The sequence below is a fragment of the Microcoleus sp. AT8-B5 genome (genome assembly GCF_036705565.1).
In the GTDB taxonomy this organism is placed as follows: Bacteria; Cyanobacteriota; Cyanobacteriia; order Cyanobacteriales; family Microcoleaceae; genus Microcoleus.
This window is the reverse complement of the sequence record NZ_JAUBUY010000014.1, coordinates 19368-35296: the sequence shown is the minus strand read 5'-3', so window position 1 is coordinate 35296 and position 15929 is coordinate 19368. Positions and strand designations below refer to the sequence as shown.

General features: G+C 44.3%; 14 protein-coding genes. 8 read left to right on the top strand and 6 right to left on the bottom strand.

All coding sequences use genetic code 11. The features are described 5' to 3' along the window. Window positions 1-316: hypothetical protein (locus QUB39_RS11955; RefSeq protein WP_333209892.1), on the top strand; the 316-nt coding region annotated here is incomplete at its 5' end. On the opposite strand, the gene QUB39_RS11950 is transcribed toward QUB39_RS11955, so the two are convergent. Then, a complete protein-coding gene (locus tag QUB39_RS11950; RefSeq protein WP_333209894.1) occupies window positions 313-3030 on the bottom strand; it encodes a protein-arginine deiminase family protein in 2718 nt (905 codons plus the stop codon). The two genes, QUB39_RS11955 and QUB39_RS11950, sit on opposite strands and share 4 nt — an antisense overlap. A gap of 283 nt (window positions 3031-3313) precedes the next feature. Between QUB39_RS11950 and QUB39_RS11945 the strand changes: the two genes are divergently transcribed. Next, window positions 3314-3952 carry a Uma2 family endonuclease gene (locus tag QUB39_RS11945; RefSeq protein WP_333051665.1) on the top strand — a complete coding sequence of 213 codons (639 nt, stop codon included), beginning with the start codon at window positions 3314-3316 and terminating at the stop codon, window positions 3950-3952. A 143-nt stretch (window positions 3953-4095) separates the two neighbouring features. Here QUB39_RS11945 and QUB39_RS11940 read toward each other — a convergent pair whose 3' ends face one another. Further along, the gene (locus QUB39_RS11940; protein ID WP_333209896.1) at window positions 4096-7200 is read right to left on the bottom strand and encodes a type ISP restriction/modification enzyme; all 3105 of its coding nucleotides are present in this window, start codon (window positions 7198-7200) and stop codon (window positions 4096-4098) included. 219 nt (window positions 7201-7419) lie between these two features. Here QUB39_RS11940 and QUB39_RS11935 point away from each other — a divergent pair, with 219 nt between their 5' ends. Then, window positions 7420-7770 carry a hypothetical protein gene (locus tag QUB39_RS11935; protein ID WP_333209899.1) on the top strand — a complete coding sequence of 117 codons (351 nt, stop codon included), beginning with the start codon at window positions 7420-7422 and terminating at the stop codon, window positions 7768-7770. A 20-nt stretch (window positions 7771-7790) separates the two neighbouring features. Here QUB39_RS11935 and QUB39_RS11930 read toward each other — a convergent pair whose 3' ends face one another. Continuing rightward, on the bottom strand, window positions 7791-8486 hold the full coding sequence (locus QUB39_RS11930) for a hypothetical protein (protein ID WP_333051657.1): 696 nt from the start codon (window positions 8484-8486) through the stop codon (window positions 7791-7793). A gap of 261 nt (window positions 8487-8747) precedes the next feature. Here QUB39_RS11930 and QUB39_RS11925 point away from each other — a divergent pair, with 261 nt between their 5' ends. The 3 genes from QUB39_RS11925 to QUB39_RS11915 are packed head-to-tail and all read left to right on the top strand — an operon-like array spanning window position 8748 to window position 9666. Then, window positions 8748-8915: a type II toxin-antitoxin system HicB family antitoxin gene (locus QUB39_RS11925; protein ID WP_333209901.1), complete on the top strand. Its 168-nt coding sequence runs from the start codon at window positions 8748-8750 to the stop codon at window positions 8913-8915. 47 nt (window positions 8916-8962) lie between these two features. Next, a complete protein-coding gene (locus tag QUB39_RS11920) occupies window positions 8963-9304 on the top strand; it encodes a DUF433 domain-containing protein (RefSeq protein WP_333209903.1) in 342 nt (113 codons plus the stop codon). Next, entirely contained in the window at window positions 9304-9666 is a 363-nt protein-coding gene (locus QUB39_RS11915; RefSeq protein ID WP_332947362.1) for a DUF5615 family PIN-like protein, read from the top strand. Before QUB39_RS11920 ends, QUB39_RS11915 begins: the two co-directional genes overlap by 1 nt. Before the next feature lie 203 nt (window positions 9667-9869). On the opposite strand, the gene QUB39_RS11910 is transcribed toward QUB39_RS11915, so the two are convergent. The 3 genes from QUB39_RS11910 to QUB39_RS11900 form a co-directional block, all read right to left on the bottom strand. Then, window positions 9870-11282 carry an NAD(P)(+) transhydrogenase (Re/Si-specific) subunit beta gene (locus QUB39_RS11910; RefSeq protein ID WP_333209905.1) on the bottom strand — a complete coding sequence of 471 codons (1413 nt, stop codon included), beginning with the start codon at window positions 11280-11282 and terminating at the stop codon, window positions 9870-9872. Beyond that, window positions 11279-11572 (bottom strand): NAD(P) transhydrogenase subunit alpha, encoded by a 294-nt coding sequence (locus tag QUB39_RS11905; RefSeq protein ID WP_106150865.1) that lies wholly within the window; start codon window positions 11570-11572, stop codon window positions 11279-11281. Before QUB39_RS11905 ends, QUB39_RS11910 begins: the two co-directional genes overlap by 4 nt. Window positions 11573-11845: 273 nt before the next feature. Next, on the bottom strand, window positions 11846-12994 hold the full coding sequence (locus QUB39_RS11900) for a Re/Si-specific NAD(P)(+) transhydrogenase subunit alpha (RefSeq protein WP_333051643.1): 1149 nt from the start codon (window positions 12992-12994) through the stop codon (window positions 11846-11848). Between the two features lie 583 nt (window positions 12995-13577). On the opposite strand from QUB39_RS11900, the gene QUB39_RS11895 reads away from it, so the two are divergent. Next, complete coding sequence (locus QUB39_RS11895) at window positions 13578-14090, top strand: DUF2808 domain-containing protein (RefSeq protein WP_333051640.1); 513 nt, start codon at window positions 13578-13580, stop codon at window positions 14088-14090. 409 nt (window positions 14091-14499) lie between these two features. Then, complete coding sequence (locus tag QUB39_RS11890; protein ID WP_333209908.1) at window positions 14500-15771, top strand: MFS transporter; 1272 nt, start codon at window positions 14500-14502, stop codon at window positions 15769-15771. The last annotated feature ends 158 nt before the right edge of the window (window positions 15772-15929 follow it).

Here is a 15929-nt window from a genome sequence, read left to right as displayed (position 1 = left end):
AACAGGCATCTTGCCTGTTCATAAAAATGGTACTAGGGAGGCGGGTTTAGGAGGTATATTGAGATTTACTGTTGGGTGGGGGCGGGTTTACGAGATTGTTCGTTACAGGCGAGTATTGTTGGTGAACCCGCCCCTACAAATTCCTGATTCGCGATTCCCGATTCCCCATTCCCGATTCCCAATTAGATTTACTGTTGGGTGGGGGCGGGTTTACGAGATTGTCAGTTACAGGCGAGTATTGTTGGTGAACCCGCCCCTACAAATTCCTGATTCACGATTCCCGATTCCCGATTCCCCATTCCCGATTCCCAATTAGTAATTATTAGGCAAAGACTGCCAAAAAGGCCGCTCTTCTGGCTTCCTCACAGTATTCGTCGCCGACTGCACGTTTCCTTTCAATTCTTGATAATACCTATCATCCAGAAAACTAACGCTGACCCCAGCAGGAAGCAGCAGTTGGCGCAATCTTTCCTGAGTGTAATCTACACCGTCAATCATTGGCCCGCGCGGATTTGAAACTAACAACTTGCCGTTAACTGGCACCGAATTGACCATATTCGGCCACCAAGCATAACCGCTGTAGCCAAACATCACTGGAACTTGAACAATTTGGTCGTCTCCGAGTAAAAACTCTCTTTTCAACTTCTCTATAATCGGATTAAGTTTCTGATTTTGCAAATAGAGATTGTGTTGAATTAAAGCACGGTTTTTCAAGGCGGCGCTGACAGTTGTTTGAGTGCTCAAACCACGATTGATCGCCACATCGCCGTAACCTCTTCCCTCCAATTCTTCCAACAGCTTAACTCCGGCTTCGGGACTGGCGATCGCCATTACATATTGTCCGGGAGTTTGAGTGGGAATAAAATTGATAATTTCATCGACTTGGCGAGTCAAAAGCCAAGAAGTATCAATATCCACTGGCGGCCCTTGAATTCTCTGAGCTTGAATAAAATCAAGTACCTCTGGATTAAAACTAGCATTTCCCGAATTCCCGTAATAAACTCGACCCATTGGGTGTCCGGGAATCGGCGGTGTCACCTGCAAATTGCCGTATCCGTCAGACCACTGACTTACAGGGTCTAAAGAACGAGGATTGCCAATTTTAACTACTTTCAAATCCCGGTCTTGAGTTGATTTAACAGGCGGGTTTTTCTCTGGCTCGCTATTGCTTTTTAGGGCTACATTAAACTGGCGGATCTCCGATTTTTCGGGGAGTTGAACGTAGCCGTTTTTCTGGGTATCTTGCATCCAAGTGCGATCGCCCTGGATAATTTTTACCTTAGCGCCCGTGGGTTCTACTGCTTGTTTGAGTTGGGAGATAAATTCGCTGTTTACCGCGCCTCTGTCGCTGACCTGAACTTCGGTTACTGGTGCTGTATTGGGCGCTATCATCCAAGGACTAACGCCCATTTGGATTGTTGTGGAGGCGATTTCTTGACCGTTGTTTTGGGCAGTTGCTTTGAGATTAACAGTGCCGTTCCAATTGCGATCGGCAAATTGTTTTGCTTCGACACCTAAAACAATATTGGTGCTGAAAACTAGAGGTTTAGCACCGGATATATCTACAGGTTGCCAGCCGTCCCCCGTCTTCTGGAAAACGCTGATGTGAGGGCTAGCAATGCTATCAGCAGTGATAAATAACTGAGAGGTTTTGAAGCTTTCAGACAGGTTTAAGTTAACTTGAGAAAGCATTGCTGCACGGCGGGGAACCATAACTTTGGTTTGTTTCCAAGTCGGTATCTTGCCGCGATCGTTATTGCGATCGTTAAATGAAATTAGCGCACCACTGGACAAAGACCATTGTTCTTTTCCAGCTTCGTCTTGCTGGTTAATTTGGCCATCTCTGTTGGTATCTCCCGCAAAGAAAAAGTTCGACGGGGACGCGGCGGGTGTAACTGGGGTGGGGGTTGGTGTTGCAGTTGATTCAGGAGTTGGTTGAGGAGTTGCTTGCTGATTTCTCTCTAACTCTTGTCTTTCCAGTTCTTGTCGGGCTAATTCTTGTCTGGCTAATTCTTGCCTTTCAAGTTCTTGTCTAGCTAACTCTTGCTTTTCAAGTTCTTGTCTTTCAAGTTCTTGTCTAGCTAATTCTTGTCTGGCTAATTCTTGCCTTTCAAGTTCTTGTCTAGCTAATTCTTGTCTGGCTAATTCTTGCCTTTCAAGTTCTTTACGGGCTAACTCTTGCCTTTCAAATTCTTGCCTTTCCAGTTCTTTACGGGCTAATTCTTGCCTTTCAAATTCTTGCCTTTCAAGTTCTTTACGGGCTAATTCTTGCCTTTCAAGTTCTTTACGGGCTAATTCTTGCTTTTCAAACTCTTGCCTTTCAATCTCTTTTCTAGCCCGGTCTTTTTTCTCTTGCTCTTTTCTCTCTATTTCTCGACGAGCAAATTCTTTTTTCTCTTGCTCTTGTCGGGCTCGCTCTCTTATCTCTTCTTCCTCGGTTCTAATTTTCTCTACCGAACGTGCGACTTGCATTTCATAGGTTGCGACACTGAGGTTTCCTTGGTATTCGATGGTTTTATCGATCGCCCGATCGGCCAAAAAAGAATCGTGAGGAATGAGTCGCAGCGTATTGATAGCAATTTGCCACAGGCGTTGCGACTGTTCCCAAGTAGCAGAAGAAGGATTAGAAGTGCGTCCAATTAAGACTGCTTGGGCGGCAAATTTAGCAGCCTCGTCCCAATTATATTTGGCTGTTTCTTCTATTTGAATCTGACTTTGAACGTTTTGGAGTTGCTGCGTCAGAGTTTGAGATTGCTGACGGTGGATTGCTGATTTCCAAAGTTCTGCAGGAAACGAAGCGCTGTCGGGATTTTTGGCAAGGTTATCTAATTGTACTTTCAGGCGATCGCGCAATTTGTAGAGCTCGGAAAGGGATTGCGGAGTTTCCCCGTCTGGCTGTCGCCCAGAGAGTGCGAGTTGGTAGTTTAGGGAAGGTTGAGCCACTGTTGTGGGGACTGCTACCCAGATAATCCCGATGACGACACCGAAACCATTGATAATGGCGATCGCAATATATTTAACCAAACGCATATAGTTTATCCTCAGACACGCCAATAATTTTACCTAATCTTGGGAGCAATTGGGGATTTAATTATAAGGACTTACGCATGGCGGCCCAGAAACCGGGTTTTTTACGAAAATACTTTGTTGCTGTTCAGAGATTCGATAAAAACTCCTGGTGGTTGAGCGAAGTCGAAACCCGGTTTCTTTGTCGGAGTCCACAATATCTGATAATATTTAAATTATTATATAGTATTCATCACGATCGCATTAACTCTCATTACAATCAAGACAACCTAAAGGAGGTAATAGTATGTTGACAAGCGATCTCAATGCTCTACTTGACCAACAAGCACTCCAACGCCAAGATTCCGAATGTCGCTATATTACCGATCGCGTCAACTGGGAACAATATGAAACATTACTCACCAGAAGTGGGGATACTTCCGCATATCGAGTCACGTATTTAGATGGAGTCTTAGAAATTATGTCACCTTCCCGCCGCCATGAAAACAGAAAAACTCGCATTGGAGACCTTTTACTCATTTACTTTTTAGAAGCAGATATAGACTATTTTCCATTTGGTTCTACCAGCCTACGGCAAGAGGAAAAAAGAGGCGGGACGGAACCTGATGAAGCTTACTGCATTGGTACAGACAAAGAATTTCCCGATTTAGCAATTGAGGTTGTTGTTACCAGTGGTGGCCTGAATAAATTGGAAGTTTACAGACGGTTAAATGTTAAAGAAGTTTGGTTTTGGCAAAATGAAAATTTTAGCCTCTACTACCTGCGAGAAGAAATTCCAGTTCAATTTGTCCAAACCTGCGGTTATGAGCAAATCAGTCGCAGTGAAATCCTGCCTAATTTAGATATAGAATTGTTGGCAGAATATGTTCGATATCCGAATTCCCTCGCAGCAGTTAAAGAATTTCGACAACGACTGATTGGATGAGTTGAGTGTTGTAAGTGTAAATGGGTTGATTTCCGATCATCGCACACCAGGCCAGAAACCGGGTTTTTTACGAAAAGACGCGTTGCTACCGACAGATTAGGTAAAAACCCGGTTTCTTTGTCGGAGTCAGTAAGTCCTGAATCTTACTCTATGGGAAAACCCGGAATCAGTTGATCGATTTCTACCATCAGTTGCATGGTTTCTTTGAGCGCAACTACCACCTTTTGATAGTGCAGTACATCATCAAAGGATAAAGTGCGTTTGGCTTTCTTACGGTCTTTCAGCCATTTGTCCAACACCTGATAACCGCCAATTTTAAACTCCCAAACTTCGGGGGCGATGCCTTCAAAATAGCGGGTTTTGTTGATATAAACTCGCTGTTCAGCGGGTTTATAGGTAACTTCGGTAACGGCATTGTCACCATCGCCACTCATTTTAGTAATCAGCTTATTAAGCTTTTTCGATTTCATCAGGTGCAGGTCTACCAATGCCTGACCTTTTGCACCCAAGTCTTTAAATAGCTGGTCGTTGCTGGTCAAAGGCACACGGGGAAAGTCGATTTTGAGAAACTCGGCGTAGCGTTGGCGATAGGTGGGGCTATGGAAGATGGCGTAGATGTAGTAAAAGATGGCTTCTGGTGTGGGAATGTAGCCAAGTTTTTTTTGAATCGTATCAACAAACTTCTGAGATAGATTTGTTTCAATTGTATTGCTTGCAAAGAGAGAAGCTTGTTGGCTATCAGTATCAGGATAAAGATAGAGAGGAAAAAGATAATTAGCCTCTTTAAGGCAAAGCGTATGATTATTAATTATGTTTGAGGTACATAAAACTTGGTCAAAAATTCTTTCAACTTCAACATTGCGAGATGTTATAATTCCTAAGTTTTTTCTTTGTAGTAAATTTCGCATCACTTCGTTTCTAGGTAATTCGACTACATCTTCATGATGGTAGTAAGCTCTCCAGTCAAATGGGCGATATAAGCATTGTGTAAAATAGTTTTCCCAATCAGGGTTTGATTTGAGCGATCGTCGTCTTTGGCTTAATTTCCAATCTCTCGTATCTTGAATTTCATAGGTCTTGCTAATTTCTTGATCTGAAATGCTTAAGTCTCTAAATTTATCTATTCGCGTGCGGAGTTCTGATAAATCAAAATCAAATACGAAATGATCTCGATGACTTTTGACCCCTGTTGAGTGAACTGGCATAATTTCGGTAATTTTCCAGCCTGTATTATATTCTGCTAGTGAGTCGGTGTTTTGAGGACAGAATAAATAAAACGGTAATTGAGGTGCGATCGCTTTCCAATCAACATCGTCAATACAACTTTGATTCAAAATCTGATATTTAGTCGCTCGATCTCCCCAAAGCTCAGCATGATGAACATTAGCTGCACCTGTCTTTCCAGGCTCTTTAATAAAAATTCCAATACTCACACCCTGCTGAATATCAAAGACGTTTTGATCTGGAGAACCATCTGGAGAAATTTCTTTTTTCTTAAAATTGCCGTGTAAATCTAAGATGTAGATATCGGTAAAGGTTTGCATCAAATTCTGACGCATCCCTCGAAATGTTGGATTATCCAGATAACCATGATTGGTAATGAACGCTAAAACGCCATAACCAGTTTCGCTGACTCGCCACTGCCCAAACCGAATGAATTTTACATAATCATCTTGCAAATACTTAGGATTTTGTTCTCCTAGCGGTAAACCGTTCACGTAGTAGTAATCGCGAACTAAACCAGCGATCCACTCGCTTTTATTTGCGGAATGTCCTGAATAGGGCGGATTGCCCAACACAACCATCACAGGTGTATCTCGTTTTACCGTCGAAGCTTCATTTGCTTCTTGTGCGACAAACTGACCAAACAAAATCTCTGACTTTTTCATTGCCTCATCTAGCGTATTGGTGAGGTAAATGCCTAATCGTTGTTTGCCCTTAAATTTGTAACCAAGCTCTTGAAGTTCTAGCCCTAGCTTGAGGTGGGCAATGGCATAGGGAGCCATCAATAACTCAAAGCCAAACAACCGATTCAGCAAATTGTCTCGCACATAGCTATCCCACTGATTCGCCATGCCAATTTCTTCTAGATTGCGATAAATTTGCTTTACCACTTCATACAAAAACGTACCCGTACCCGTGGCAGGGTCGAGAATTTGCACTTTCGGCTTTTGTGTTACTGGATCTTTGGCATTATCAGCTAATCCTAATGGCAAATCGAAGCGGTCTTTGAGAATGGCATCAACTGATCGCACAATAAACGACACCACAGGTTCCGGTGTGTAATAAACGCCTCGACTCTTTCGCAAAGCCGCATTATACGCCGCCAAAAACGTTTCGTAAAAATGCACCACCGGGTCTTCTTGCCGAGTGCGCTGCCCAAAGTTTTCGAGAATGCTGCCCATATTAACTTGAGACAGCAATTGCACCAAATCGTCGATCGCCCAATCGATCTGACTGACTGCATCCGTTTCGACGATCGTATTAAACAATCGCTTCAAAAATGGGTTTGTTGCCGGAATATACGTGCCAGCCGTGCGCCGAGTAAACGGTTCACCCCCTGGATTTTGAGCATGACCAACTCTTGCCGCAAATAACCCATAAGAAATCGTCTGAGCATACATATCAGCAAAGTCAGCATCATTCAAATCGGGCAACAACACCTCACTAAAGCCCTGTTTTAGTTGATGCAATTCACCGTCTTTCCTTTCTCCCTCCAGCGCAGTTGTTGTTGCTAACCGGATTGCCTTTGTCAACCTCGCCATCTGTCGCGCCAGGTCTTCAGGACTGCTGATATTCTCGCCTGTCTCGCATTTATAGTTGATAAACTGATCTAGCAGAGCCACAATCTTTTCTGTAGCCCTTACTTGCAGCTTATTCTCATTACGATCTGCTAAAATTTCCTTCTGCCTGCGCTTCCCATTCACATACCAACGAAACTCTAAATAATTGGTCAATACTAGATTCGGAAACGCTTCTATATACCGCTGCAATTGCTCCGATTTTTCTATCTGATCCAGGTCTAGCCCAACGTCTTTGGCTTCTACATAACCCACCAGTAGTTCCCGCCGCCTCACGGTAAAGTCTGGAATCCCTGCCTTGTTGCCTTTTTCTTCAATGACGGCATCAATGTCATTGTCTGAGTCATCCAGCAAATTTTTCAGCGCTGGATAATGGCTGCGCTCGCTACCTTTTTGCAGGTTATTTTGAATCGACTTGAGGTAAGCATCAAAAGATATAGATGGCATTGAATCAGTTTCCTGGTTTAGTTTGGAAATGTTTCCTGAATTCGTTTAATGCTATTATAGTAGATAGAATAGTCCTGGAGATAGGGGCCCAGAAACCGGGTTTTTTAGGAAAATACTTCGTGGCTACCGACAGATTAGGTAAAAACCCGGTTTCTTTGTCGGAGTCAGTAAGCCCTATATGGATTTATTCTCTTTTTCGCTGACCGAAAGGTAAAAATCATGAAATGTCGCTGTTATTTCTTAATTTTTATCCTTATTGGATTATCCTTAACAAGCTGCGGGCCACCGCAGTCATTTCGAGAAATAGATCGCAGATGGAAAAATAGTAATGCGATTGAACAACACAATTTTAACTTGCAAGCGGGCGAACGAACGGTCGATCGAACTAACAACATCCAAGCAAGTCCGAAGAGTGGGAAGTTCGATAGAACTACCCACTCACCGGAAGAAAGTGCGATCGTGTTAGGAATCTTCGGGTTTTGTTTGATGTGTTATTTATTAGTTTGGAAGTTTCGCGGGAGGGAAGAAGCTAACAAGATGCTGAGAAGAATCAGAAGAAGAGTGAAGTGAGGATAGATACTTGCTAAACCTCATTTTTTCTTAGTGCGGTTGCGTTTTCTCGATTCAGCCGCCGTATTTTTTGCTTTTTTTTGTTTTTCTTTACTTGCTTTAGATTCATTGACAGCACTATCACTTATCGGTTGGCTGGAAAATCCCGATGTATCGGAGTTTTTAGCTGCAATTAGAGGAGCAATGCTAGCATTATATATCTCCTGAAATTGTGTTAGACCTTCCCTTGTACTTATATCAAACCCTGCTTGATGACCGATCGTTACAAAGGATTTGGCAAATCCAAATTTAGAGGAATCTTCCATAATCTCCTTAAATTCCGGCTCGATATCCCGCAGGTATTTGATAATTGAAGTGGCATTTCGCAGTTTAAATTCTCGCTTCAAAAATTGCCAGAACGCCAATAATTCCGGGATAGCATTTTCACCTTCTTCCGGCGAAAGCAAACTCACTTTCCTGGGAAACAACTCTTCGACTACAGTTGCCACATCTTCCACTTTCATGCGAGGCAGCGTAAAACCTTCATAGCCGAAACCGTAATAAATGAACTGCGAGATCCAAAATCCCACGTCTGGATAAGTTTTACAGTATTCTTCTCCTTCGGGAGAATTGACAAATAGCTCGATTAGCGTTTCCTGATAATCTTCCAGGAGTGGTTCTGCTTCGTCATAATCTAGGCCATTTAGTTGGCGGATATTAAAAGGTTGATCTGACATAGTTGAAAATTTTTTAATTTAATTGACTTTAGCTTTAAGGTTAGTACAATTTTTGCAGTTCTATTAATTCTTTAGGATTTCATTATATTTAAAAAATCTCCGATCGCAGGTATATTTGACTAGCACCGATCGCCCGTGACTATTTAAACCAAGCTAGCATTGTATAGGGCGATCGCCCGTCTCCACCGAACAGCGAAAGATATGATATAATCTCAAGTAAAACTATAATTGTTTGAGCTTGGCAGTCCGCCACTTCAAAGTATGAAGTCAACACAACAGTTGACAGCAATTATTGAACGAGACGGCGACGGATATGTATCCCTTTGCCCAGAACTTGATATTGCCAGCCAAGGTGACAATATAGAAGAAGCGCGACGGAATCTGATCGAGGCGCGAGAACTATTTTTTGAGACAGCAGATCCTTCATAATTCCCGAATCTGCTGCATAGTAAATTTATGGAACACGAGCGAAAATCATGCAATTAGAAGATTACTTTGAATTCTTAACACCAGAAGATATCCGCATCAAAGGAACCCGCGTCGGTATCGAACACATTCTCTACGAATACATTTACCGCGGCCAAACTCCAGAAGCCATAGCTCAAAAATTTCGGACAGTGACTATGGCTCAAGTTTATGCTACGATTCTCTACTATCTGGAAAATACAAAAACTGTAGGTAAATATGTAGGAGATTGGTTAGAATATAGCCTCAAAGCTGAAGCTGAGTACGATCGCAATCCATCACCATTTGTCTTAAAAATGCGTCAAATTAAGGAACAAAAAAACATATCTACACAACGGGATAAAGTTCATTAATGACTGTTAAATACCTGTTAGACGAAAATATAGACCCTGAATATCGGGTGCAGCTTTTGTATCATCAATCCGATATCGTCGTTTTAATGGTTGGCGATGAAGGTGTTCCGCCTAAAGGAACGAAAGATCCAGAAATCTTGTGTTGGTGCGAGGAGAATAACTTTATCCTCGTTACTAATAACCGACGTTCAATGCCAGTTCATTTGTCAGATCATACAGCCCAAGGTCGCCACGTTTTAGGAATTCTCACAATCCGCTTGAATGCAGATATGGGCCAAGTGATTGACGAGTTAATTGAAATTGCGGGAGCATCTTTTGAAAATGAATATCAAGATAGGATTGAATTTATCCCACTGAGATAATTCGCAGGGCGGACAATATAGCAGTATCTTTTTATAAAATTCGGCGATTAAAATTGCTTCTTGTCACACGAATTCCCTCTCTAAGAGACTGAAAGAAAGAGAAGTATTAGCATCTATACAAACCCAAAACAAAAACCCGGTTTCTACAAGAAACCGGGTTTAATCATCCGCGTTAATTCGCGTTCATCTGCGGTTAAAAAATCCTACAATTGCTTCACCTCAGAAACCAATTTGGCAACCACATCCTTAGCGCTACCAAACAACATCATCGTCTTATCCTTGTAAAACAACTCATTGTCTACACCGGAAAAACCAGCACTCATCCCGCGCTTAATCACGATCGTATGCTTGGCCTTATCAACCTCCAAAATCGGCATCCCGTAAATCGGGCTCGCCGTATCGTGACGCGCCGCCGGATTCACCACATCATTCGCACCAATCACCAACGCCACATCCGTTTCTTCAAACTGCGGATTGATATCGTCCATATCGTACAACTGCGGATAAGGCACGTTTGCTTCCGCTAAGAGCACATTCATGTGCCCCGGCATCCGCCCAGCCACCGGGTGAATCGCGTATTTCACGTCAACACCCATTTTTTCCAAACCGTCGGCTAACTCGCGCACGGCGTGCTGTGCTTGCGCTACAGCCATCCCGTAACCCGGAATAATTACAACCGATCGCGCATAACCCAACATCATCGCACTTTCTTCGAGATTGATGCTGCGAACAGTTTTGTCGATCGCACCACCAGCAGCCCCAGCAGCAGCCCCAGCACTAGCACCACCGCTACCAAAGGCGCTAAACAGCACACTAGAAAGCGATCGATTCATCCCCTTGCACATGATTTGCGTCAAAATAATCCCCGACGCGCCCACCAATGCACCAGCGATAATCAGCATATTGTTCATCAAAATGAACCCAGCCACACTCGCAGCAATCCCCGAATAAGAGTTAAGCAGCGACACCACCACCGGCATATCGCCACCCCCAATGGGTAGCACAAACATGATTCCCAGAATATTGGAAATCGCCACCAAACCCAGGAATACCGGCACATTTTCGGGATTCGTCAGCATATAACCGCTGCCGACTAAAAGTGCGATCGCCAGCATGGCATTAAACGGCTGTTGCAGCGGAAACGTCATCGGCGCACCCGGCAGCAATTCTTGCAGTTTCGCAAACGCCACAAGGCTACCAGTGAAAGTAATTCCGCCAATCAACACACCCAAAAGGATCGTGATTGTCGCGTCTGGCGTCGGCGATTGCGGGATGCTGAGATAGCGCCAGAATTCGCCCACAGCAACGAGTGCAGAAGCCGCGCCCCCAAAACCGTTAAGCAAACCCACCATCTGCGGCATATCCGTCATCGCGACGGTTTTCGCCATAATTGTTCCCAAAATGGAACCGATGATAATTCCGACAGCAATCAATTCGTAGCTGATGACTTGCTTTTCCAGCAAAGTACCGACGATCGCAATTAACATCCCGATCGCAGCTAACACATTCCCTTGACGCGCAGTTGCAGGGGAACCCAACTGTTTCAAACCGATAATAAACAAACATGCGGCAACTAAATAACCTAGTTGAATGCCACTGGGCAGAAAATCGCTCACGCTTTAACCTCTTTTTTCTTGAACATTTGCAGCATTCGATCGGTTACTAAGAAACCTGCGACAACGTTAATTGTGGCTAGGGCGATCGCGATCGTCCCCAAAATCGAAGTAACAGTCACATTACCTTGGCCAGAAATCAGAATTGCGCCTAAAACGGCAATTCCCGAAATCGCATTCGATCCCGACATCAAAGGTGTGTGCAGCGTCGGCGGGACTTTATTAATTACTTCAAATCCCACAAACGATGCTAGAGTAAACACCACTAAACCTGCAATCAATCCTTCTGCCATAACAATTGGTAATTGGTAATTGGTAATTGGTTATAACTCGTTCCCGGTTGTGTCCGCCAGTCCGCCAGGGAATGAATTCCCTGACTCATAGCAAAAGTCCTCTTAAGAGGACTAATAGACATCTCCAATAATTCTTGTGGAACCGGCCGGAAAGCCTGTTCAAAAAAGCCTTTTTGGGAGATATTTAATCAGTTCTTCAGTCCTCTTCAGAGGACTTTAGCTTTGAGGCAGGGGTTTCAACCCTTGCCGGACTTTGCCTCATAACGACAGAATCTAACTAACGGCTGATGCCTGAGCTGCCAAAGCATCCCGCACTCGCTGGTTGCTAATTTCACCGTCGCGGGCAACACAAGCACCAGCAATGATATCGTCTTCAAAATTCAAATTGAGTTCCTTATCTTTCAGCATCAACTGAAGTAAAGAGGAGATATTCTTCGAGTAAGTTTCGCTAGCGTGGACAGGCATCGACGAAGGCACATTAATCGGGCCGATGACATTAACGCCGTTCCATTCAACATCTTTTCCCGCTTCCGTGCATTCGCAATTGCCGCCTTGTTCGCCCGCGAGGTCAACAATTACCGATCCGGGCTTCATTTGAGAAACCATTTCTCTAGTAACTAAAATAGGTGCTTTTCTGCCGGGAACTTGAGCGGTTGTAATCACTGCATCGGAAGCGCTGACGTGTTGGGTGAGCACTTGGCGGGTGTATTCTTTAGCCGCTTCTGATAATTCTTTAGCGTAACCTCCGGCGGCGACGGTTTCTTCCTTGAGTTCGACATCAAGGAATTTAGCGCCCAAACTTTGCACTTGTTCTTTTGTTTCCGGGCGGATGTCGAAGGCTTCGACTACCGCACCCAAACGGCGCGCCGTGGCGATCGCCTGCAAGCCAGCAACGCCCACACCCATTACCAATACTTTCGCGGGGCGAATTGTACCCGCCGCCGTTGTCAGCATTGGGAAATATTTCGGCAAAGCGGCGGCTGCGATCAGTACCGCTTTGTAACCGGCGACGTTACCCTGAGATGACAGCGCATCCATGCTTTGAGCGCGGCTGGTGCGCGGGATCATTTCCATGCTGAATGCCGTTACTTTGCGATCGGCTAAACGCTGCACTAAAGCCGGATCTCCCAGAGGATTCAAAAATCCGATGAAAACGCCTCCTTCCCGGAGTTGATGAACTTCTGATTCTTGCAGGGCCCCGATTTTGACGACGATATCGGCTTCGCCCCACAGCCTAGCGGTATCGGCGACAACCTGAGCTCCCGCTTCTTCGTAAGCACGATCCGAGAAAAAGGATTGTGCGCCGGCACCCGCCTCAACCCAAACTTCGACCCCCTGTTTGACTAATCGGGCTACAGCGTCGGGTACTAAAGCCACCCGGCGTTCCCCTGCTGCTATTTCTTTTGCGATCGCTAATTTCATGAACTCTCCTTATTTAAGCCTTCCTAGGACGGTTGAAACCGCGCCTACACAGACAAAACCTGCCTCTGCAGGTTTCTTGAAGTGCGATTTTTAATCGCCCGATGCCTTGCTTTACATTGAAGCAGCCGTTCCCCTAAACTTCTCTCGTTGATACTAAAGCCGATCGCCCAAATTCGACCCGTATCTTTAACTTATCTTATACATTCAAATTCGCTAAATTGTTAAGTTAGCCACAGATTATGATACAATTTTATGTCGCCTAATTCTGTAGTTAGAATGTCAGTTATCAGTATTACGCAAAAAATACGCAAAAAATAATTGACGATCGAGCAATTTGTTCGGAGGTTCCCAGATTCAGCGTTTCGGAGACTTAGGATGGAGGCACAGAAAAGCGTCGGGTTCTAACCAGCCCCCAGATTCATTCTCAAAGCAGACGGGAGTAAATCTAAAATCTAAAATCTAAAATCTAAAATCGGCTCGCCCTCATCAAATTGCTGAGACATTCGATATATTGTAGGCACGATCGCAAATTTCGGGCGATCGATATTAAAGGTTCACCAAGAGTTTAATTAGAGGAGTTGTTATGCGACGATTATTTTCAGCACTAGCAGTTACAGGTTGCTTGGTGGCTGGATTACCCGCCATCAGTTTAGCCCAGTCCATGCCAGGATTCACGATTTTCGGCGGCCCCGAACGCGCCAACCAATTAAACTATCGCTTGGATTACGGTACAGCCGGGATGAGTGGCGATAGATATCGGCTGCGAATTCCTTCCAACAAAGTAAGTTTGGCGATCGCCCAACTCAACATATCCTATCCAGACTACTACAAAGGCGAATTTGACCAAAAAGACATTAAAGTGCGCGTCAGAAACAAAACAATAGAATTGCAAGAAGTAATCTGGGACAAAGAAAATCGATTCATAGAAATTTATCCCACAGAACCAATTGCCGCCGGCAACAATGTTGAGGTTGTACTCTCCAACGTCAGAAACCCATCCCCTGGCGGAATGTACCATTTCAACGTCCGCATCCGCACCCCTGGGGATGTTCCCTTGCTGCGTTACCTCGGTACTTGGCTGTTGAGCATTAATTGAGGGAAGGAATTTCTCGTTAGTCAAGCGATCGCGACATAAAAATTTAACTGTGGCGATCGTTTTCCTGGGTGGAAAAATTTAACTCTACTCAAATCTTGGTTTTCCTCACATCTTGCACCATTCTCGCTTAATAGGCTTTTCGGCCTGTTCCACAAAGAGTGAATTTTCTTGTGGAACAGGCCGGAAAGCCTGTTCATCAAAAGCTTATTGAGAATGGTGCAACATCTCAGTTTTCGGGAGTTGTAAAATAGAACCTCCGGCTCATATCGCAATTCTCAATGATTCGTAATAATGAGTCTAGGGGCAGTCCCCCGATAGTTGCCCTTCGCTAATTAGGGGTAGGCTTAGGGGCGCTACCCCTAAAAAATGTTTACCAATCAAATAGGATTGCTAAGGCCGTACTTGCAGCATGAATCTACTAGCAAAAATCAAAACAATAAAACTGCCTCCAGCGCTGAGATCGAGAAATTATCGCCTGTTTTTTGCAGGACAAGGCCTCTCACTGATTGGCAGTTGGATGACGCAAGTCGCTACTATTTGGCTTGTCTACAATTTGAGCGATTCACCTTGGATGCTCGGCGTGGTCGGATTTACAAGTCAAATCCCCACATTAATTTTACTGCCTTTTGCAGGAGTTTTAATCGATCGCTGGAACCGCCACCGAGTCCTAATTGCCACTCAAATATTAGCAATGGTTCAATCCTTAGCGCTAGCATTTTTAGCGCTAACAGGAGTCGTTAACATTTGGCAGATCCTGGTACTGAGTTTCTTTCAAGGCGCAATTAACGCCTTTGACGCGCCGGCACGGCAAGCTTTTGTACCGGAACTTGTAGAAAAGAAAGAAGATTTAGCAAATGCGATCGCCCTCAACGCTTCCATGTTCAACGGAGCCAGATTAATCGGCCCAGCAATTGCAGGTTTGCTGATAGCTACAGTCGGGGCAAGTTATTGCTTTCTCATTGACGGACTCAGCTACATCGCTGTAATTGCAGGCTTATTAGCGATGCAAATCAAGCCCAGAAAAATTGCCGCAACTAATACCAAACCCTTACAAAGATTAAAAGAAGGATTCGTTTATGCCTTCGGGTTCCCCCCGATTAGAGCAATTTTACTGCTATTAGCATTAGTCAGTTTTGCCGGAATGTCCCACACAGTATTAGTCCCAATTTTTGCCACCAAAATTCTGCAAGGCGACGCACAAACCCTCGGCTTTTTGATGGCATCTTCGGGAGTTGGCGCCTTCGCGGGCGCGATTTATTTGATTTCCCGCAAAAGTATAGTTGGCCTCGGCAAATTGATTGCGATTTCACCGGCAATTATGGGATTTGGGCTGATAGGTTTTGGCTTGTCCCGCATCTTATGGCTCTCATTAATCATGATGTTGTTTGTGGGGTTTGGTTTCATTATCCAATTTGCAGGAGGAAACACATTTTTGCAAACAATTGTAGAAGACGACAAACGCGGAAGAGTGATGAGCATATACACGATGGCATTTTTTGGAGTGACACCCTTTGGGAATTTAGTTGCCGGCGGATTTGCCAATTATATCGGCGCTCCCAATACAGTCATCATTGGAGGAATAATTTGTGTTGTAGGCTCCATAATTTTTACCAAACAGTTGCCAGCTTTAAAAAACTTAGTTCGGCCAATTTATCAAAAAATGGGTTTAATTTCCCAGTAACAATTTACCGTCAAATCACAAAAGCCAACCTTAAACAAAATTCCCAAAGCTAATATCTGACTGTCTCTCTAGCAACCCTCAACAATTTGTAAACTTCTCTCTTCTCTTTCTCTGCGCCCTCTGCGCCCTCTGCGGTTAAAACATCCAAATTAATTACG